This is a genomic window from Lewinella cohaerens DSM 23179 (genome assembly GCF_000379805.1).
Lineage (GTDB): Bacteria > Bacteroidota > Bacteroidia > Chitinophagales > Saprospiraceae > Lewinella > Lewinella cohaerens.
Window position 1 is genome coordinate 190,601 of record NZ_KB903536.1, and the last position, 19,270, is coordinate 209,870.

General features: G+C 47.1%; 17 protein-coding genes. 9 read left to right on the plus strand and 8 right to left on the minus strand.

Annotated elements, in window-relative coordinates; genetic code table 11:
- Positions 1–338 precede the first annotated feature (338 nt).
- A complete protein-coding gene (locus tag A3EU_RS29700; RefSeq protein ID WP_020535494.1) occupies positions 339–1,367 on the minus strand; it encodes a hypothetical protein in 1,029 nt (342 codons plus the stop codon).
- A 29-nt stretch (positions 1,368–1,396) separates the two neighbouring features.
- On the minus strand, positions 1,397–2,308 hold the full coding sequence (locus A3EU_RS0107355; RefSeq protein ID WP_020535495.1) for a DUF5777 family beta-barrel protein: 912 nt from the start codon (positions 2,306–2,308) through the stop codon (positions 1,397–1,399).
- Positions 2,309–2,998: 690 nt separating this feature from the next.
- Between A3EU_RS0107355 and A3EU_RS0107365 the strand changes: the two genes are divergently transcribed.
- Both A3EU_RS0107365 and A3EU_RS0107370 read left to right on the plus strand, forming a co-directional pair.
- On the plus strand, positions 2,999–3,412 hold the full coding sequence (locus A3EU_RS0107365; protein WP_026211273.1) for a BrxA/BrxB family bacilliredoxin: 414 nt from the start codon (positions 2,999–3,001) through the stop codon (positions 3,410–3,412).
- Positions 3,413–3,738: 326 nt separating this feature from the next.
- Positions 3,739–4,245 carry a GNAT family N-acetyltransferase gene (locus A3EU_RS0107370; RefSeq protein ID WP_020535498.1) on the plus strand — a complete coding sequence of 169 codons (507 nt, stop codon included), beginning with the start codon at positions 3,739–3,741 and terminating at the stop codon, positions 4,243–4,245.
- 74 nt (positions 4,246–4,319) lie between these two features.
- Here A3EU_RS0107370 and A3EU_RS0107375 read toward each other — a convergent pair whose 3' ends face one another.
- The 3 genes from A3EU_RS0107375 to A3EU_RS0107385 are packed head-to-tail and all read right to left on the minus strand — an operon-like array spanning position 4,320 to position 8,374.
- Positions 4,320–5,246: a bestrophin family protein gene (locus A3EU_RS0107375; RefSeq protein ID WP_020535499.1), complete on the minus strand. Its 927-nt coding sequence runs from the start codon at positions 5,244–5,246 to the stop codon at positions 4,320–4,322.
- Positions 5,247–5,259: 13 nt separating this feature from the next.
- A complete protein-coding gene (locus A3EU_RS0107380; RefSeq protein WP_020535500.1) occupies positions 5,260–6,930 on the minus strand; it encodes a response regulator in 1,671 nt (556 codons plus the stop codon).
- A gap of 31 nt (positions 6,931–6,961) precedes the next feature.
- Positions 6,962–8,374 carry an ATP-binding protein gene (locus A3EU_RS0107385; protein WP_020535501.1) on the minus strand — a complete coding sequence of 471 codons (1,413 nt, stop codon included), beginning with the start codon at positions 8,372–8,374 and terminating at the stop codon, positions 6,962–6,964.
- A 298-nt stretch (positions 8,375–8,672) separates the two neighbouring features.
- Here A3EU_RS0107385 and A3EU_RS0107390 point away from each other — a divergent pair, with 298 nt between their 5' ends.
- The 4 genes from A3EU_RS0107390 (at position 8,673) to A3EU_RS0107405 (ending at position 12,629) form a co-directional block, all read left to right on the plus strand.
- On the plus strand, positions 8,673–9,245 hold the full coding sequence (locus A3EU_RS0107390) for a phage tail protein (RefSeq protein WP_020535502.1): 573 nt from the start codon (positions 8,673–8,675) through the stop codon (positions 9,243–9,245).
- Between the two features lie 73 nt (positions 9,246–9,318).
- The gene (locus tag A3EU_RS0107395; RefSeq protein WP_020535503.1) at positions 9,319–9,897 is read left to right on the plus strand and encodes a phage tail protein; all 579 of its coding nucleotides are present in this window, start codon (positions 9,319–9,321) and stop codon (positions 9,895–9,897) included.
- Between the two features lie 250 nt (positions 9,898–10,147).
- The gene (locus A3EU_RS0107400; RefSeq protein WP_020535504.1) at positions 10,148–11,401 is read left to right on the plus strand and encodes a T9SS type A sorting domain-containing protein; all 1,254 of its coding nucleotides are present in this window, start codon (positions 10,148–10,150) and stop codon (positions 11,399–11,401) included.
- A gap of 55 nt (positions 11,402–11,456) precedes the next feature.
- Entirely contained in the window at positions 11,457–12,629 is a 1,173-nt protein-coding gene (locus A3EU_RS0107405; RefSeq protein ID WP_020535505.1) for a trans-sulfuration enzyme family protein, read from the plus strand.
- On the opposite strand, the gene A3EU_RS29705 is transcribed toward A3EU_RS0107405, so the two are convergent.
- Together A3EU_RS29705 and A3EU_RS29710 are read right to left on the minus strand one after the other, a co-directional pair.
- Complete coding sequence (locus A3EU_RS29705) at positions 12,630–14,282, minus strand: aryl-sulfate sulfotransferase (protein ID WP_020535506.1); 1,653 nt, start codon at positions 14,280–14,282, stop codon at positions 12,630–12,632.
- A gap of 400 nt (positions 14,283–14,682) precedes the next feature.
- Positions 14,683–15,858 (minus strand): exo-beta-N-acetylmuramidase NamZ family protein, encoded by a 1,176-nt coding sequence (locus A3EU_RS29710; protein WP_020535507.1) that lies wholly within the window; start codon positions 15,856–15,858, stop codon positions 14,683–14,685.
- 188 nt (positions 15,859–16,046) lie between these two features.
- Here A3EU_RS29710 and A3EU_RS0107420 point away from each other — a divergent pair, with 188 nt between their 5' ends.
- The 3 genes from A3EU_RS0107420 (at position 16,047) to A3EU_RS0107430 (ending at position 17,970) form a co-directional block, all read left to right on the plus strand.
- Positions 16,047–16,799 (plus strand): hypothetical protein, encoded by a 753-nt coding sequence (locus tag A3EU_RS0107420; RefSeq protein ID WP_026211274.1) that lies wholly within the window; start codon positions 16,047–16,049, stop codon positions 16,797–16,799.
- 20 nt (positions 16,800–16,819) lie between these two features.
- Complete coding sequence (locus A3EU_RS0107425) at positions 16,820–17,302, plus strand: hypothetical protein (RefSeq protein ID WP_020535509.1); 483 nt, start codon at positions 16,820–16,822, stop codon at positions 17,300–17,302.
- A 71-nt stretch (positions 17,303–17,373) separates the two neighbouring features.
- Positions 17,374–17,970 carry an LURP-one-related family protein gene (locus A3EU_RS0107430; RefSeq protein WP_020535510.1) on the plus strand — a complete coding sequence of 199 codons (597 nt, stop codon included), beginning with the start codon at positions 17,374–17,376 and terminating at the stop codon, positions 17,968–17,970.
- A gap of 334 nt (positions 17,971–18,304) precedes the next feature.
- Here A3EU_RS0107430 and A3EU_RS0107435 read toward each other — a convergent pair whose 3' ends face one another.
- Positions 18,305–19,243, minus strand: a complete 939-nt coding sequence (locus A3EU_RS0107435; RefSeq protein ID WP_020535511.1) for a dockerin type I domain-containing protein — start codon at positions 19,241–19,243, stop codon at positions 18,305–18,307.
- Between the last annotated feature and the right edge of the window lie 27 nt (positions 19,244–19,270).

Here is a 19,270-nt window from a genome sequence, read left to right on the forward strand (position 1 = left end):
AAAGATAGAAATTTGAACCACCAAAGACACCAAAGGATGCTTTTTTTGAACCATATAAGAGATTACAAGGGCATATAAGAGGAGCGTACCGACGTAGATTTCATCTACGTTGAACGGGGTATTCAATAAGTTAAATTCACGAATTTAACGCTCGCGCCATTAACGCCCCACTCACCTAAAACAGCAATGGACGCGCAGGCCTTTAGGCCGGAGCGCGGGCCCCGGAGGGGGCTGGACGAAGGATAGAAGCGGTTCCGCCCCTAAGGAGCGGAAAGAGCGGATAGCCTGGTGCCGTATTGGCGGCTGCGAAGCAACGCTAATAATGGCACGGCCCAAAATCAATTCATGCCTTTGCTTACAAAAGCCCGTAAATCTTCTACTTGTTGGTTGCTCATGCGCTCTTGGGTATAGTGGGGCATGTAGGCGCGTTTGCCCGGTGAGGGGCTCGTACCGTAGCGCAACACCTGATAAGACGAATAACGGGAATACGTGGGGAAATGCTTTTCAAGAAAATTAAAACTATACGTACTCTCATCCAGATTGAAGAAAGAATAGCGGCGTTCGCTGTGGCAGTGCAGACAACTTTGCTCGTAAACAAGGGCACCATTCATGGGATCGCCTTCTTCTCCGTAGCCCGCTACACGGTCGGTAGGAGGAACAAGGAAGGTAGCCGGAGAGTGATCCATAAAATAAGAATTCAGTAAGGCGGCAGCGGCTTTCTTATCTCCCTTGCCCATTGTTGCAGCCTCTATTGACGAAAGACTTTTGGCGGGCAATGACAAATCACCCATTTTCAAATCTATGGTCCACAAGTAGGCCAGGATAGACTCCATCTCCCAGTCTTCCAGCTCGCGCCCTTGGGCACATTCGGTAGCGCACAAAGCTATTGCTCCACGCAGATCGTTGCGAGCAGGACGCACCAGGTCACCGTATTTTTTTTCGTAATCACCATTGTAGTAAGTCTTCCGATTTACCACACCATACAAGGTGGTGCCAGGAAGGAAGGGGATGTTATTCTCGGCGACGTAAGCCAAGCGAGCTTCCGGGTCGGCATAGCGTAAATCGGGGTCTTCTTTCACCGTATTATGGCAAGACGTACACACAAAATGCTTGCTCTGCCGCCGGGTTTTGCCGTCACCGTCAGGGTAAGGAACGAAGCCCTCGTGTACCAACTGCCTTCCAATCTCCGCAGAAATATCGCCTACATCCATGTTGACACGGTGCTCCGCAGGAGCTGCGCCCAAGGCATCCAGTACTTCAGCGACTGAAGTATCCGAACTGATCTCAATGGGCTTATCCTGGGGCTGAAAACCAGCCAACAAGCTTAGAAGAAGTAGTGGCGTGAGAAAGATTATAAGGCTGCGCATAAGTCAAGCTAGTTTTTGGGGTTGCCGTACTAAAGATTAAACCAACGAGAGATCGTGAATCCCAACCGAAACTGGCCTTCCGTCCAGTCGGTAGTCGTATAAGGAATAAAGTCGGTCTCCATCAAGGCTGTTGCATTGGTAAGGTTGACCTGAAAAATATGGCCACTGGTTTCAAACTCAAAACCTACGCCAATGGCTGGAAAGTAGCCCGTTCCACTCTTGCGGCTATCAATCAAAGGAAACACGGCATCGGCCAATAGGCCAAACGTGCGCGTCACCTGCACACGCCCACCAGTACTGATGCTAAACATCCCGTTTTTATCTTCAAAAGGAACCAGGTTGCGGTGTGTATAACCGGGACTCACCTGCAAAGAGAAGCCGTCACTAAATTTCCTTGCCAGTATCAATTGAATGTGAGAAGCTATCCGGTGATTAAAATTCGGGAAGCTTGCTATCGAAGCTTCATTACCTGCCCCTTCCAGTTTTTCCTGGGTGGAAAGAGAAACCATACCCATCACTGTAGCAGAAAGCGGAGCTCCTCCATTTTCTTCTTGTTTTGTAAGGCGTAGTTTTCCTACACCATTCAGCAATTGGCGCAAGCCAGGAAAGCCTTCAACGGAAACACCCGCACCTTTAGAACGATAGAGGCCCACCGTCAGGCCATCCGTAACACCATATTCGCCACCAATACTTACATCACTAGCAGTCTCCAGGCCATAAAAAGTAGCAAAACCACCATTATCGCCGCCAATATCACCAAACCGGTGGCTGATTCTAATATCCAACCGACCTTTGGGCAAGGTCTCTGGCGAATGGATATTCACTACGCGCGAGTCTTTAAACGTGCGGTAAACTTGATCCTGGGCCGTAAGAGGGGTATTCCCCAACAGGATCATAAAAGCCAAAATAAAGAGGGGGCCCATTGTTCCGTTCTGTGTCATCGTGTTATCTTTTCGGGTATATTCTTATTCGGGAAAACCAGCGTCCAGCCAGCATTCGATAATAGTTAGTTCTTCTGATGTAAGATTGATTGGGCGGCTACTCGGCGCAAAATTGGGAGGCATACCCGTTGTAGGATCTCCCCGCTGAATAAGTACACGCTGCCGGAAGGTATTGTCCTGCAAATAAGGCAACAGCCCACTGTAGCTATCAAAACGCCCCGGCGAACTGTCCAGGTGGCAACCACTATACGCACAACTTGCGTCGATGATTTCCTTTATGTCAACGGTATAAGTAGGTTCTTCTACTCCGCAATCAGCCATGATAGGTTCCGGCAACTGATCAGAAGCGCAACTCCCNAGCCAGAACACAGCTAACAAAAGTACAATACACCAAGACTGTCGGCAAATCACTGTATTTTCAGAGATTTTCATAATAGTATTCCGGTTTACTCAACTAAATGAAGCCACCAATTGTAGTATCAGCAGTTCATTTGTCAATTTCGTTTTCAAGTGGACACAAAGAAAAGGTAAAGACAGCAAATTTTTTATCCGCTGGATTACTTTCTCTGCACTAGTGGTGTTTAATCCACTAATACTGCTTAATCACAGAATATGTTGCGGTTTTTGGATTTTTTTTTGTCCGTAACCACAGACTATTTTAAATTTGTAACTACAAAATCTTTATCAAATATGTATCCAGTAGAATTAACTACCCCAATGGCTCAAGACTTGACCAATTTTGGTTTTCAGAGTCTGTCAACGGCGGAAGATGTTGATAACGCATTGAGTAAGACTCCCGGTACTACCTTACTGGTTGTAAACTCTGTTTGCGGTTGTGCTGCCGCCAATGCTCGGCCAGGCGCCAAAATGGCTGCCCAAAATGACAAGGCTCCCGACAACATGGTTACCGTGTTTGCCGGTGTAGATAACGCTGCTACTGCCAAAGCACGCGAACACCTGCTGCCCTACCCTCCTTCTTCGCCAGCGATCGCGCTGTTCAAAGATGGCAAGCTCGTACACTTCCTCGAAAGACACCACATCGAGGGCCGTTCCGCTGAGATTATCGCTCAGAACCTCAAAATGGCTTTTGATCGTTATTGTTAGATTAATACAGCTTCGTAAGCTTAAAATCCGAGGGTAGTATTCCTACTATCTTCGGATTTTTTTTGCCTTTTTTCTTTGGGGCCGCAGCGGCGCTGCGCGCGCTACCGCTTGTTCCGTTCTTAGTGCTTGCTGCGCTACGCACTACCACTTCACCAGCTCGTCCTTGCGCCCTCCGGGCACCGCGCTCCGGCCTAAAGGCCTACGCGAAAATGACTGTTTAGGTGGATGGATTCGCTAATTCATGAAAATAGGGCAAATTCATGAAAGGCCTATTCATAAAGGCAAATTCATGAATTTGCCCTTTGGTGGTTCAAAAAAAATCGACCATGATTCAAACACCCCGATTAATCCTGCGGGAACTCACCACCGATGACGCCCCCTTTATGCTGGAGCTGCTCAACTCCCCCGGCTGGCTTACCTACATCGGCGACCGTAATGTACACAATATCGAAGATGCCAAAAAGTACATAACCGAAAGGAACATCCCCAATTATCAGAAATACAATTTTGGCTTCTATGCCGTTGTACGTGTTGAGGATCAGGCCGTCATTGGCACTTGCGGCATGGCCCATCGCGATTTTCTCGATGATCCCGACATTGGCTTTGCTTTGCTTCCCCAATACACCGGCAAAGGCTATGCATTGGAAGCGGCTCAGGCCGTGATGAATTATGCGCAACAAAAATTGGGTATAAAGAAGGTGCTCGCCTTCACGCTACCCATCAACGAGCCATCAATCCGGCTGTTGAAAAAAATTGGCCTCCACAATGCCGGTACTTTCAACCTTCCTGATGATCCGGAGGACTTATTGCTATTTGAAAAAGAAATAGAATAGGTTTCCACATTATGCCTGGATTAGTTTCATCACATAGATACTGTGGTAAAAATGCACTTGAATTAGTTTAATCCCTAAAACACCTTCTCGTACAATTCCCGTTCGTGGGTAGCTATAGGTTTGCGATTCTCTAAGATTTCAAAGACATTCTTTTTGATCGTATGAGCGATATCACCGGTAGGTAAATCATTGCAATCCAAGCCAAAAGGGTCTTCAATTTCTTCCCCAAGCAGCTCTACCCCCAGCAGGGCAAAAAAGAGAAACATCGCCAGCGGCACGGCCATCATGTGAAAACTCGTCACCAAAGCAAAAGGCAACAAAAGGGCATAAGCACTGATGAAAATTTTCAGATACACCGCGTAGGAAAAAGGAATAGGTGTCTTCTTAATTCGCTCGCAAGCGCCCAGGATATCCAGAAACGACTGATGCTGGATTTTGATATTAATATAATCCCCTTCATTAATTGTCCCCTCGCGGTGGTCAGCAGCAATCTTTTTAAAAATCTGCTGAGAAATATAATTCGGAATGTGATCTTTCTTTTCGTAAACTTCACGCTCCTCTTTGGGCAAAAAAATCAGTTTATCCAGCTCTGTCCCTTCCCGCAGGTGATCTACCAGTGCAATGCAAAAATTACTAACGTGGCTCGCCATCCAGTGTCGCGTGTCCTCTTCCTCTTCAGGATACATGCTATCGACGTAGATCGCAAAGTTTCGGGTATTGTTCACCAAAGCGCCCCATTGCTTGCGGGCTTCCCACCAACGGTCATAGGCGGAATTGGTACGAAAGACCAGGAAAATACTCAAAATAACACCTAGGAGTGAGAAAATACTGGTATTGAGCTGCACATATTCCCCCCAGTTCATTTTTTCAATCACCAAGCAGGCCACCAGCGAGTATACGCCCATTATTCCCACCGCCCGCACAATACGGGTCATGGTCCAACTTTTGAATAAGTGACTGACATCTCCCAGCCAGTTCTGATTTGTTTTATAAAGGATCATTAGTCGTTAAATTTTAAATTTCTGCCAAGTATTCATGGACAAACTTGATGGCCATAGCCCCTTCCCCTACTGCCGAAGCTACCCTGTTCATTGCGCCAGACCGGACGTCTCCTGCCGCAAAAATACCGGCTTGGCAAGTCTCCAACAGCAAGGGTTCGCGTTCTAATTTCCAAAAATCATTGTAATCAGACCTGGTTCTTAAATCCCGGCCTGTGAGTAAAAACTTCTTATTATCCGACAGCAGATCAGCTGGCAACCAATCAGTAGCTGGCTTTGCGCCAATAAACACAAACAAAGCATCGGCATGGACTTCACGGGTGCTCTCCTCCTGGCGGTTATGTAACACCAATGACTCCAAGTGCTCGCCGCCACATGCTTTTACGATTTCTGTGTGCCCTACCACCTCTATGTTTTCAATCTGGTTGATTTGCTCAATGAGATAATGCGACATCGAGGAAGATAAATCTGGCCGACGAATGAGTATGGTTACCTTTTTTGCAAATTTTGACAGATAGACAGCACCCTGGCCGGCAGAATTCCCGCCACCGACGACAAAGACCTCTTTGTTTCGACAACTCGTAGCCTCCGTAATTGCTGCACCATAATAAACCCCAGCTCCATTGAAGCGACTTGCACCTTCAGCCGGGAGGTGCCTGTATTCTACGCCCGTTGCCAGGACAACACTTTTGGCGACAATGGTTTTGCCATCGCCCATTTCCAAGTGCTTGTAATTTCCCTCAATTTTGATATTTTTGACCACCTGTGGGGAAAGAAACTCTACCCCAAAACGAGTGGCCTGCGTAATGGCCCGCCGCGCCAAATCTGCGCCACTCAGTCCACTAGGAAAGCCGAGATAATTCTCTATCCTAGAACTCGTCCCTGCCTGACCACCTGGCGCGCGACGCTCAATAAGCAGGGTCTTCAGTCCTTCAGATCCGCCGTAAACGGCAGCAGCTAAACCTGCTGGCCCTGCTCCAATGATAGCGACATCATACAGCTCAGAATCCGCGACCACCCGCATACCCAAGGCCTCCGCCAGAACTGTCACCGATGGGTTAGCCAGGGCTTTGCCATCTTCCAAAATGACTACTGGCAAATCTTTTCCACTTAGCTGATTGGTCAACAAAACCTCTGAAGCTTTCATATCTACATCCACATCCAGCCAGCGGTAAGGTAGTAATTGCCCTGAAAGGAAATCTTTGATCGCATGCGACTGTGGAGCATATTGATACCCCACGACCTTGATACCACTGAAAGCTGGTCTGTAGGCGCTTCGCCAATCTTCCAACAAGTCATCTAACACTGGGTACAAGCGCTCTTCTGGTGGATTCCAGGGCTTCACCAGATAGTAATCCAGCTGTACATCATTAATGGCCTTGATGGCGGCATTAGTGTCTGAGTACGCGGTCAGAAGTACGCGTTTTGCTTTCGGAAAAATAGCTTTTGCCTTTTCCAGAAATTCCACACCAAGCATTTCAGGCATTCTTTGATCCGATAGGAAAAGAGCTACTTCTTCTCCTTTATTTTTCATTTCATCGAGTGCTTCCAGTGCTTGGTTAGCCGACTGGGTACTGATTATTCGGTAATCCTGTCGATACCGATTCCTCAAATCACGCTTTATAGAACGCAAAACCTGCGGATCATCATCGACGGAAATGATGATAGGTTGTTTTTTATCTGCCATGAGTCTTAGTATTTTCGTGCTGTTCCCAAGCTTATTGTTTTAGCGGTAAGCACACAGAGAAAGTAGTCTTACCTGGCACCGAGCTTACGTCGATAGTTCCTTTATGTTTTTCGATAATCCGGTAAGAGACTTCCAGCCCAAGGCCTGTACCCTCTCCGACCCCTTTTGTTGTAAAAAACGGATCAAAAATATGATTCATCACCTCTTCCGGAATACCGTGCCCGCTATCCGTTATTTCAACAATAGCATTATCACGCCTACGAAAAGTTTTGATATGCAAATGCCCGCTTTGAGGCATAGCATCAATAGCATTATCAATAATATTGGTCCACACCTGATTAAGTTCTCCCGGAAATATTTCCACCATTGGTAAATCCAGGTCCAGGTCTTTGTCCAGCACTATTTGCTTTTGTTTCAATTTGTGCTTCAGCATCATCAGGGTACTCTTAATTCCCTCGTGGATATTGCGAGCTTCTATACCCGACGTTTGATCCATGTGGGTATAGGATTTTATGGAACTCACCAATTCCGCTATACGTCCGGAAGCTTCTTTGATTTCCACTACAATTTTTTCTGTACTAAAAACACGCTGTGCCCATCGTAAAACGGGGCCAAGTGCTTCAGGCGCTAAAACATCAGCAATTTGATCTAAGTCTTCTTCCGAAACAGCAAATTCCACAAAAGTATCTGCAAGGTCTTCCGCCTGCTGCACCTCGTGATCTTCCAGCCAATCGATCAGGTCATCTTTGCGGCTTTCTTGCTCCATCAAAGACAAATCCTCGAAATGCCCAAGCTGAGCGATCTTTGGGAAGATGATCTCATTGATCCGGTCTGTTTCCTCTGGGGTAACCTTCATCGTGATCACCTCCTTGAAGTCTTCCGGAGAATTGTGCAGCTGCGAGTAAAGTTCTTCTACACTACGGACAATAGCAGAGGCAGGGTTGTTCAACTCGTGGGCCAGGCCTGCCGACAGCTTTCCCAAACTCATGAGTTTTTCACTCTGTAGCCTCGTCTGAGTAAAATCTCGAATACGATTAGACATTGCCCCTACCAGGCGCTGAACCATCGCGTAGCTGACATTAACCATCTCGATAAAATGATCTTTGTGCAAACGCAAACCTGTTAATCCCTCAAGTACCGTTCCGTGGGCCTTAATTATTTTCATCCGGGAAAAAGGTAGTAAACCTGTGATACAAGGAGCTTCTTGCACTCCTAAATCTCGAAACTCTCCTCCTTGGGGCATCTGGATTTTGTAAGCTCCTGTTAATATCAAAAACATGTATTCGGCCTCCATGCCAGGAGTAAACATTTCTTCTCCTTCTTCATAGCAGATGTACTCACTTTTGTCGACAATCCATTGCAAATCAGAGGGTGATAAACCACTTAAGGTTTCGATCTGAGCAATTTGCTTCAGCAAATCGGGTGTTTTCTCTAGAATTTTCATGAAAATAAGGAGTGGAGGTTTAAAAACAGATGGCAACTACCAGAAAGAAACAAGGGAATGTACCTAACGGTTTAAAACACCTTATACCTGCCATCAAAATCCAAAAAATACTTTATCCATTGATAAAATATCTTCGCTACAACTTTTGTTCTTTTATCAGGATAATTACTATATTGGCATTGTAAATAGGATTGCTCCTGTTTTTCTCCCCTTAAATAAGCTTTTACACAACACCCCTGGTGAAGTCATTGCACTTCACCATTGTAAGATATTTCTTTAACCTATAAACCATATTCATATGGAACCGATGATTGGTGAAATCCGCATGTTTGGCGGTAATTTTGCACCCCGTAGTTGGGCTTTCTGTGAAGGACAGTTGCTAGCTATTTCTCAAAATCAAGCTTTATTTTCGATCCTAGGCACTACCTACGGTGGCGATGGACGGACGACTTTCGCACTGCCTGACCTACGCGGCCGTACAGCTATTGGCCCTGGTACAGGTCCTGGTCTTTCTACTTACCGTCTTGGACAAAGAGCTGGTGTAGAAACCGTAACACTCAACACCAACCAGATTCCTGCTCACAACCACGTTGCCCAAGCGACTATTGCTGGTAACGTCAATGTTGCTTCTAATACAGAAACTGCCAACTCTGGTGAAGCGGCAGGAAATGTACTCGGAGAAGCAGGTGCTAACATTTACAACAATTCTCCGGCAGAACCTTCTGAAGTACTCGGCGGTGTAAGTCACAATTTGTCTGCTAGTGTTCAAGTTGGCATGAACGGAGGTAGCCAATCGCATGAAAACAGGTCACCTTACTTGGCTGTATATTATATTATTGCGCTACAAGGTATCTTCCCGTCAAGAAACTAAATTATTTCTCTTAACCTGGCCAAAACTATACCTCTGCAAAGAGCGTATATTTTGTCACTAAAAGCTATATATCATGGCTCAACAAGGCTTTTTAGGAGAAATCCGCATATTTGCCGGAAATTTTGCTCCTCGTAGCTGGGCACTCTGTGAAGGACAGTTACTGTCTATCGCACAGAATACTGCCCTTTTTTCCATCTTAGGCACCATTTACGGTGGCGATGGGCGAACCACTTTTGCACTTCCTGACCTCAGGGGTAGACGTCCTATTTCATCAGGAACCGGACCTGGTTTATCGACCTACCGGGAAGGTGTACGGGCTGGACAAGAAACTGTAACACTTAATATACTACAGATTCCCGCTCATAACCATAATGCCCAAGGGACCATTGCTGGTAATGTCAATATTGCTTCCAATACGGAAACTGCCAACTCTGGTGAAGCGGCAGGAAATGTACTCGGAGAAGCAGGTGCTAACATTTACAACAATGCTGCGGCAGAACCTTCCGAATTACTCGGCGGTGTAAGCCACAATTTGTCTGCTAGTGTTCAAATGGGCAATACCGGCGGTAACCTAGATCACGAAAATCGGATGCCTTTCCTGGCAATAAATTATATTATTTCTACCCAAGGGACTTTCCCTTCTAGAAACTAATTAATCCTTACCGTAATATCTGACCATTGAACCGGGAGGCTGTACAGCCTCCCGGTTTCATCCTCTCCTTTAGGGCTGCTTTGATCAGCTCATCTTGCATTCGCATTCCTCCCCTTAAATAGATTTCAACAATGTCCTTTGTTCCACTATCCGGAGCAAGGACTTACTGCGTTTTGTATCCTCCTTGCAGCGTCGCTAGCGAGAAGGGAGACGTATGCCTGTAACCTTTTTAACCTAAAACTATATTCAAATGAAAAATTTATTTCTTGTAATTTCTTTTTTAGCCTTAACCTCAAATCTAATTGGTCAAACCGTTGCAATTAGTGGATGGAATTCGGACACCCCTGATGGCTTCACACTTGTTGCCTTGGTTGATATCCCTCCTACTATAAATATCTTTTTAACAGATAGAGCTTATAGTAATACTACAAACACTTTTCCTGATATTGGTTCTGTTAACGAAAACAATGTCCAAGTAACTTGGACTGGAACGTGGCAGAAAGGTACACTCATAAGAATGGTAGAAAGTTCACCTGATGTATTTACGATTACTATAAGTGACAATGGTCCTTCTGGAGTTGGCATCATCCTTACCGACGGTAGTTTTGGCTTAACTGGTTCCGATGGTCTTTCGATTTACACATCCGCAAATACATCTGATCCAGGAGCAAACATTGATGAAATATTTGGATATATTGAAGGTGATGGAACTAGTGACCCCAACCCAGTACTTGATGTAGATTGCCCTTGCTCTACAGATTTTATCTCTCTCGAATTCAACAATTCAAATGTTGATGGAGGTAATTTCACTCCTGGACTACGAGATAGTGAGGTTACCCTAGCAAACTTTAACAATACTAGTAACTGGACGACTTCCAGCTCTAACATTCCCGGAGATCTAACGGAGTTCAGTGATTTAGATTTTGGCAGTTTACCTGTGTCATTTCTCCCCGTAGAGTTCACCTCCTTCACTGCCGAAACCGACCGCGCAGGTGTACTCCTCAAATGGCAAACCGCCAAGGAAGAAAACAACGGCTATTTTCAAATAGAACGCAGCATTGATGGCCGCAACTTCTCTAGCTTGGGGAAAATCGATGGCAATGGCACCACCAATAATTTCTCGAATTACACCTTCCTTGACGAAAAGCCTGCTGCTGGCATCAACTACTACCGCCTCAAGCAGGTTGACTACGACGGTGCATTTGAGTACAGTGATATTGCCAGCGCACAATTTGGAGATGGCTCGGCTACGGTGGTGGTTTATCCCAACCCATTTAGTGATCAACTCACCTTAAGTTTACCTACTGGCAGCGGCATCAACGACCAGGTATCCAACCCTATTTTAAAAATCACGAACCTTCACGGTCAGGTGATTAAGCAAGAAGCCATCGTATCCGCTCCTAATTATTCTCTGAGTTTAGGTGATTTAGCCGCAGGTACTTACATCCTCCAAGTTTATCAGGATGGGCTAGTGAGTACAACCCAACGGTTGGTTAAGTTATAAATCAAGAGAACACAACTGTTTGTACCTTTGGGCCGTCACTAAAAGTGCGAACCACATGTCTAACGAAAAAGGATTCTCTACCAAGGCCGTTCGCGGCCAAATGGATACGACCCACTACCGGGAGCATAGTACCCCACTGTTCCTTACTTCCAGCTTTACTTTCCCCAGTGCCGAGCAGATGCGCGACACCTTTGCAGGTGAAGAGGAAGGGATCATCTATTCCCGCTATAACAATCCGAGTGTCGACGAATTCATTCACAAGATGTGTTTACTGGAAGGTGCAGAAGCTGGTTTTGCTACGGCATCGGGTATGTCAGCGGTCTTTAGTGCACTGATGGCACTGGTACGTTCTGGTGACCACATCCTCGCTACGCGGGCAGTTTTTGGATCTACGCACCAGATTCTTACCAGCCTGATGCCGCGTTGGGGCGTAAGTTACAGCTACGTTGAGCCCGACGAGCCCCAAAACTGGGACGCTGCCGTGCAAGAGAATACCCGTATACTCCTACTGGAAACGCCCTCCAATCCGGGACTGGCGCTGGTGGATCTGGAAGCCGCCGGGAAGTTTGCCGAGAAGCACCAGCTCATCCTGATGGTCGACAACTGTTTTGCCACACCTTATTTACAAAGGCCCATAGAGTTCGGTGCCCATCTGGTGATGCACTCCGCTACGAAATGGATCGACGGGCAGGGGCGCTCGCTCGGTGGGGTCATTTTGGGTAACCAAGCCTTGATGGATGAGGTCATCTTCTTCTGTCGCCATACGGGGCCGGCGCTTTCTCCTTTCAATGCCTGGCTGATGTCCAAGAGTCTGGAAACACTCACCGTACGGATGGATGCCCACTGTCGGCAAGCCCTCGCCCTGGCGGAATGGTTGCAACAGCAGTCTGGCGTAGCCGCAGTAAGCTACCCGTTTCTCCCTTCGCACCCCCAGCATGAGCTCGCTAAAAAGCAAATGCGATTAGGTGGCGGTATTGTCACCTGTACCCTCGCCGGAGGGATGGACGCGGCTTTGGCGCTGGTCAACAAGCTGGAAGTGTGCAGCCGCTCTTCCAATTTGGGGGACACCCGTACCATTGTTACGCATCCTACTTCGACAACGCACTCCAAGCTTACGGAGGCGGAAAGGCAAGCTGTGGGGATCACCCCAGGGTTGCTACGTATCAGCGTCGGCCTGGAGAATATTGAGGATATTATTGGGGATTTTAAGCAGGCTTTGGGTCACTAATTACCTCACCACCACCTTACTTACCGACACACCATTGATTTGTACAATGTACATCCCTGCATGCCAGTCTGCCGCAGACAAATAACAGCGGCCACCGCTTTCTTTGCTTTGGTAGACGGTACGGCCCAGCAGGTCCAGCAGGCGTAGCTCAATCATCATGCCACCTTCCCATTCGATGGTCAGCTGGCCATTGGTGGGGTTGGGGTAGATTTCCAATTGGTAATTCGTCATCAATTCATTGGTAGGGAGGATAAAATCACAGAAGGTAGAATCTGGTGATTGCTCTATCCAAACCTCCCCTGTCAAGTCACGATCGGTGAAGGCTCCATAATCCAGCGGATAGCGCGTCATCCGAAAAGTGAGGTTATTATTGATTTCCAGGATATCTCCTTGTGTCGCGGGTTGGCCTCCCGCTAGAGGCACCAGGTACTCCCAAACCACTTCATTTCCTGGCGATAGCTCAAAGGCGTAGCCATGACGGCCATCCATGATCAGGGCATTGCCATTGGGCAAAAACTGAATGCTCGACAAGCCCGTAGAATACAATTGGGTGGGCTCTGGGTGCTGAAGTACCACATCAAATTCACTTGGGCCCCAGGTACTGCCTGTCATAGGATATTCGCCGGCGTACATATCGAAATTCAAGCTCAGCACATTAGCCGTAGAAAAATCAGCACCGACACGATTGTTGAACAATGCCATTTTTCCATAGTAAGGGTGCGTGACAGGTAAAAGGTCGTCTATTATGTGTACGTCATGTTGATAGAATAGCTTTTGGTCTGCTTCTGTGCCTTGTTGGTAAGCAGCAGGATTGCCCCAACGGTACATCAGGTCTCCGCCACGGCCGCTCAAGCCACCGTTGGAGGTTGCTGCCTGTTCCGTTGATGTAGAATGATCGATGATCCAAAACTCGTGAAAGGTAGGTACTGATAGGATAACCTGATTATTGAGTGGATCAAAATCAATAGAATTGGTGTGCATCCAGTCGGCGCCACTATCATTGGTTTCCCAATTGACATTAACGCGTTCCGGGCGACTCCCTACAGCATCAAAATTCGACAACTCGGGTACAATGTCCTGCACGAGGTGGTCCCAAACGTGCCATTCCCAGACGATCTCATCCGTGGTGGGGTCTACTTCTATCACATAATCAGGCCATAGTTCGCCGTCACTCAGCAGGAAGGGGCTACGACCAATGGCCATCGCTTCTTCCATCGTTTTCTTTTCCCAAACGATCATGAGGATTGTCCCTTGGGGTGTCATGGCGATATCATGGTGGAGGCGGTTGTTTTCGTCGTTGCGTTCAAAGCTCCATAGTAGCTCATTATCCCAGGAGCGTATCTCTACAATGGCGCCACCGCCACCTGCCCAAATAGGGTTGCCTGCAACAGAAGCTTGCCGTTTGGTCTTCACCAGGCGACCATCGTCCAAGAGGTAGGCCGTATTGCCAGGGCGCCAATCCGGTTCATCCTCCCACACGTGTACCACCTCTCCACAATTGTCGATGAGATAGACATTCGGTTGATTATGTGGGTAGATCAAATTGTAGCCAGCAAAGGTCTCCGTAGGCTGGTAAGAAAGTAAGCCTACGGTATTTTGTGCACCCAGCGTGAGGCTGAACACCAACAGGAAAAAGAAGTACAGTTTTTTCATAACATCGTCCACTTTTAGCAAACCTAAAACTAAGAAGGATATCGTGACTTAACAAGCATTCTTTCTTTTTCTCTCTTGCGATGGGCGATATTGTCAGCCAGCATTCTTGTAGGGGTGGCGGGGTGCGGGGTGCGGGGTGCGGGGTGCGGGGTGCGGGGTGCGGGGTGCGGAAAATAATTCCGACTTTGCCATAGGCATCCCTTCGGGGGCCACTTCTGACTTTAAATACGGTGCGCAGGCCAGCAGGCCGAAGCTCGGTGCCGGGACGGCGCAAGGACAAGGGGCAGCAGTGGTACCGGAGGTAGGAACGAATGACCCGGTGCCGATCCCGTCCCGACTTTTCTAATCGGGACGGGAGATGGCATGGCCCATAAAAATCAATAAATGCTTCCCCTGTCATTTAGTACAACAAATACGGTGCTACCTGCTGTTGCCAATTCCCCGTATTGGTCCAATGGTTTAGATTTTGCAAAATACTTTCCGGTTGTTGTTGTAAGCCTTGGACAAGCTCCTCATTGCCTAACAACAGTGCCAAATGCCCCGTGCCTGAAGGATTGGCGTGAGTGGGATAAGTATGCTCTTTGATGTGGTGGGCATAAAGCTGCCAGAGGGTAGCGATGATGGCCAAACCCGTTGTCACAGGGCGATACGTTTCGGGATCAGTCACCTTGAGGAGGGCTCCATTGCAGGACTCTCCTTGGTAACGTCCTTCTATCGGTGTGTAGGCTACGCGCTCAAAAACAAGGCCAGGCAAGTGTAATTTCTGCAAATGTGTCACCAGAAAAGAAGCGTCCACCCAAGGAGCCCCAAATTGCTGAAAAGGGAAAGGGGTGCCCCTTCCTTCGTTGAGGTTGAGACCTTCCATAAAACACAGGGCCGGATACGTCAATAATGTTTTGGGGTTATTGATGGCCGGTGATGGTGCCACAAATGGCATTTGCGTATCTGAAAAAAAGAAGTCGCGCTGCCAGCCTTTGCAAGGAACGATCTCCAAGTCGAGGTTTTGCATATTGCGGGTAGCTTGCCAATATCGGGCCAACTCCCCCACCGTGAGGGAATGCCGAATAGGCATGGACCAACGGCCTATAAAAGAGCTCAATGCTTCTTCGTCGAGCAGTGGCCCTTCGGCCAAGGCCAGCTGACCGCTTAATGGGTTGATACGATCCAGTACCACCAGTTTTTTGCCCTGTGCACAACAAGCCTCCATCAGGTGAGAAAGCGTCCAGATATAAGTATAAAAACGCACTCCGATATCCGGCAAATCAAAAAAAACGGCATCTACTTCCTCCAATTCAGGGCCAAAACCGGGGCCGTAAAGGCTATTGACTTTCAAGCCCGTGAGATGATCCAACTGGTGACGCTGCGCTTCTCCATCTACGCCTTGGGCCGACAATCCGTGCTCGGGTGAGTATAAACATTGCAGGTTATATTGCTGATTGAGCAACGCGGTTCTTGTTGGCTGGCCTTCCAGCGTCAGGGCGGCATCATTGGTAACCAAGCCCCAGCGGGATGATTTAACCAAAGGGAAATTTGCGTCTAGCAAATGATCAATACCATTGTGTACAAGCTCCTTCATTGGTCAATATTACTAAAAATGAACGGTGATTGTCGTGATATTTCTATTGGGATAACAAAAAGTCGTACAATAATCAGACCTTAGTGAACGTCAATCCAATATAAACCATCCTTTACCTTACTATGCCTTACCGCCTTTTATCATTTGCCTTCATGGCATTGCTCTGCACGTCCCTATCTGCACAACAAATGAGTGGTATTTTTCGTGGCTCCGATGCCGCGATGGAATACGCTGAACAGCTAAATTGGGAGGAGTTTGTAGCCAACAACAACAGCCTCAACGCCAAGGGGTTTCGCCTCACTAATATAGAAACGACCGGCCAGGGCGAAGATCGCCGCTACTGGGGCATCTATACCGAGAGTTCGTTACCGGATACCTTGATCAAGACCAATAGTTGGGCTGATTTTGTTAAAGCAAAACGCGCGATGGCTGCAGCGGGCTTTCTCCTTAGCAACGTTCAGGCCTACGCCATCAGCGAACTAGATGCGCACTACATTGGCGTTTGGTATAAAAATGAAACCGATACTCCACACAAAATCTGGAAGCTGGACAGCCCTGAAAGTCTGCGCACCAGAACGGAGGACATGGCTAAACAACAGTTTTATCTTCAGGAAGTAGAAGTTTACCTGACCCCCAGTGGCACGGCCAACTACCTCGCCATTTATCACTACTCCCTCATTCCGGTACGCAATTACGTCTATATCAATTCCGACGAAGATACTTTCAATAAAGACCTGTGGCAGCGCCAACGCAGCAAAGTACGCCTTGTAGATTTTGAGCGTTTCAACGCCAAGGAGGGTAGTTACTTCCTGGGCGTTTACCAACCAGGCACCTACGATAGCCAGTTCATTCTACAGCAACGTCGAGATGATTTTAATGGCACTTGGGAACAGCTCGAAAAGAGCAAATTGAAGCTAGTGAGCTGGGAGATTAGAGATTAGGTGCTTGTAAAGCATTAAAAATGAACGTACTAAATATCCATACAAGGGAAATAAACAAGCCCAAAGGGGAGATCTTGAACTTGTTCGCTACACTTTCTCAAAAAGACGATAAAATGTGGCCCTGGGAAAAGTGGCCTCCTATGAAATTCAAAAATGGATTAACCATAAACTCCGAAGGTGGGCATGGACCAATAAGATACATTGTGGTCGACTATAACCCCGAGGAGTTTGTTGAGTTTGAGTTTCAAAAACCCAATGGTTTCAACGGAAGGCACAAATTCGAAATAGTGACCTTGAGTGAATCTAAGACGGAAATCAAGCACACGATTAAAATGAAAACTAAAGGGCTGGGAACACTTGCTTGGGTTTTCGCCATCAGGTGGCTACATGATGCATTACTTGAAGATGCTTTTGATAAAATCGAGAATCAACTGTGCAATATTCAAAAGAAATCAGAATGGAATCCGTGGGTTAAATCACTCAGAAGGCTGCTTGCAGCTTAAAGATTGTTTAGTACCATTTCAAGCCGTAACTTTAGCTAAGAAAAATCAACTCGTACCACTAAACCCAGACAATGCAAGTACTTAAATTCCCACTCAAGTTCACCTTTAAGATCACTACTTTATCTAATGATTTTACGGCAACCGACGCCGGCGGTAATATCGTAGCTTATGTAAGGCAAAAGATGTTTAAATTCAAGGAAGACATCCAGATCTTTAGTGACGAAAGCAGAACCAAACTCAACTATAGCATCAAGGCTGATCAATGGATAGATTTCTCAGCGGCCTATAGTTTCTTTGACCAAGGTGGACAAGAATTTGGTAAAATAGCCCGTAAAGGATGGCGGTCGATATGGAAAGCAGAGTACGAAATCATTGACCAGCACCAACAAATCCAATACCACGTCAGGGAAGAGAGTGGTTGGATCAAAGTGATGGATTCTATGCTGGGTGAAATTCCAATTCTAGGAATGCTTACCGGCTATTTTTTCAACCCCTCCTATCTCGTTACCAATAAAAGCGGGCAAGCGATTGTCAGGCTATCCAAGCAGGCTTCCTTTTGGGGCAAAGAGTTTCTTCTCGAAAAAATAGGGCCCATGGATAACGATGATGATGATCGCATCATGCTGGGCTTGATGATGATGATTCTGTTGGAACGTAGGCGAGGGTAAGGGTGCAGCACTGTGCCATTCGTATAAATACATTCATGCATTTACACTGCGTTCGTGGAATAACTCCAACTAGTGCCCTGTCAAACTTAAAACGCTCATTTTAGGGGTCGGCGAAATTACTGATCCTACATTTTGCGAAATGACATTTCAATATGGGCCGTAGCTGCGCTGCGCTGGCTACCGGTTCTTCCGTTCCTAGTGCTTCACTTTGCTACGCACTACCACTACACCACCTCGTCCTTAGTCCCTCCGGGCCTCGGGCTTAAAGGCTCCGCCTTACGCACTTGGTGATCCGAGAAAACCCTAGCTTGAACTAAAACCAGTGCAGCAAGCACTAATTCCCCTGCGCACTGCCATTCACATCGCCCATTTTGATGCCGATAAAGTCGCCCGAAATAACGTCGTTTTCTTCTAAATCATCGAAAATAATCATTTCTGGAAAAGTCTCCTGCCAAGGGTTGGTCGGAGCAGGAAACAAGTAGGCCGCTGGTACAAATCGCCAGGAGGGCGCATTCGGAAAACTGCCATAAACCCCTAAGATCAATTTCCGAATCTGGATAATATCAAGAATGGTGATCGTCCCAGACTGATTGACATCGGCGGCAACCATGCGGTAAGGACTGCCTAATGGCTGGGTACCCAAAATATGCTTGGTCATTAATACCACATCAAAAGTACTCACGCCATTCAATGGGTTATCATCACGTGAAGGGGTAACCACTAGGCTGTCGGCAAAAGAAAAGAAGGGATAAAGAAAGCGCCCATCTCCATTGGTGGCAAAACTTTCCTGGATGGTTCCCGTAATATCAATCTGTACATTTGCTACAGGTTCGTCATTTTCCGTCCGGATATTGCCTATAATAGGATCACCCTGTGGATAGCATTCTATCGCTACCCCCATCTGAATCAATAGATAGGTTTCACATACTTGCACGGCGCCTGTGCCGTCCTGAAGAAATACCTGAACGACAGTAGTTTCTTCACCATCAGGATATTCGTACCAGAAAGTATCGCGCCCGGTAAACTCCGGCGTAAACCCTTCGCCAGCCGCCGCTATTTCATCTGTACTATAAATGGCCAGACTTACCGGGCCAGGGCAGGTCGCTAAATCGCTGGTGATAAAATGACTGGCTGGAATCGGCCACCTGCATTCCCCCGTTTCCGTTGGGTAAGGCGTATAAGTAACAGGCGCACAAGTGAGGGTTGGACAGTCTTGTGCATGGAGCATACTCACCAGCAAAATCGCGGCAATCAGTAGAGAGAAACGTGTCATAGGATTATGTTTAAAGTAAAGAGAAAG

Bases quoted from the DNA above. Each gene is read 5' to 3' on its own strand.
- A3EU_RS29700 (WP_020535494.1), bottom strand. From the start codon at position 1,367: ATGCGCAGCCTTATAATCTTTCTCACGCCACTACTTCTTCTAAGCTTG.
- A3EU_RS0107355 (WP_020535495.1), bottom strand. From the start codon at position 2,308: ATGACACAGAACGGAACAATGGGCCCCCTCTTTATTTTGGCTTTTATG.
- A3EU_RS0107365 (WP_026211273.1), top strand. From the start codon at position 2,999: ATGTATCCAGTAGAATTAACTACCCCAATGGCTCAAGACTTGACCAAT.
- A3EU_RS0107370 (WP_020535498.1), top strand. From the start codon at position 3,739: ATGATTCAAACACCCCGATTAATCCTGCGGGAACTCACCACCGATGAC.
- A3EU_RS0107375 (WP_020535499.1), bottom strand. From the start codon at position 5,246: ATGATCCTTTATAAAACAAATCAGAACTGGCTGGGAGATGTCAGTCAC.
- A3EU_RS0107380 (WP_020535500.1), bottom strand. From the start codon at position 6,930: ATGGCAGATAAAAAACAACCTATCATCATTTCCGTCGATGATGATCCG.
- A3EU_RS0107385 (WP_020535501.1), bottom strand. From the start codon at position 8,374: ATGAAAATTCTAGAGAAAACACCCGATTTGCTGAAGCAAATTGCTCAG.
- A3EU_RS0107390 (WP_020535502.1), top strand. From the start codon at position 8,673: ATGGAACCGATGATTGGTGAAATCCGCATGTTTGGCGGTAATTTTGCA.
- A3EU_RS0107395 (WP_020535503.1), top strand. From the start codon at position 9,319: ATGGCTCAACAAGGCTTTTTAGGAGAAATCCGCATATTTGCCGGAAAT.
- A3EU_RS0107400 (WP_020535504.1), top strand. From the start codon at position 10,148: ATGAAAAATTTATTTCTTGTAATTTCTTTTTTAGCCTTAACCTCAAAT.
- A3EU_RS0107405 (WP_020535505.1), top strand. From the start codon at position 11,457: ATGTCTAACGAAAAAGGATTCTCTACCAAGGCCGTTCGCGGCCAAATG.
- A3EU_RS29705 (WP_020535506.1), bottom strand. From the start codon at position 14,282: ATGAAAAAACTGTACTTCTTTTTCCTGTTGGTGTTCAGCCTCACGCTG.
- A3EU_RS29710 (WP_020535507.1), bottom strand. From the start codon at position 15,858: ATGAAGGAGCTTGTACACAATGGTATTGATCATTTGCTAGACGCAAAT.
- A3EU_RS0107420 (WP_026211274.1), top strand. From the start codon at position 16,047: ATGAGTGGTATTTTTCGTGGCTCCGATGCCGCGATGGAATACGCTGAA.
- A3EU_RS0107425 (WP_020535509.1), top strand. From the start codon at position 16,820: ATGAACGTACTAAATATCCATACAAGGGAAATAAACAAGCCCAAAGGG.
- A3EU_RS0107430 (WP_020535510.1), top strand. From the start codon at position 17,374: ATGCAAGTACTTAAATTCCCACTCAAGTTCACCTTTAAGATCACTACT.
- A3EU_RS0107435 (WP_020535511.1), bottom strand. From the start codon at position 19,243: ATGACACGTTTCTCTCTACTGATTGCCGCGATTTTGCTGGTGAGTATG.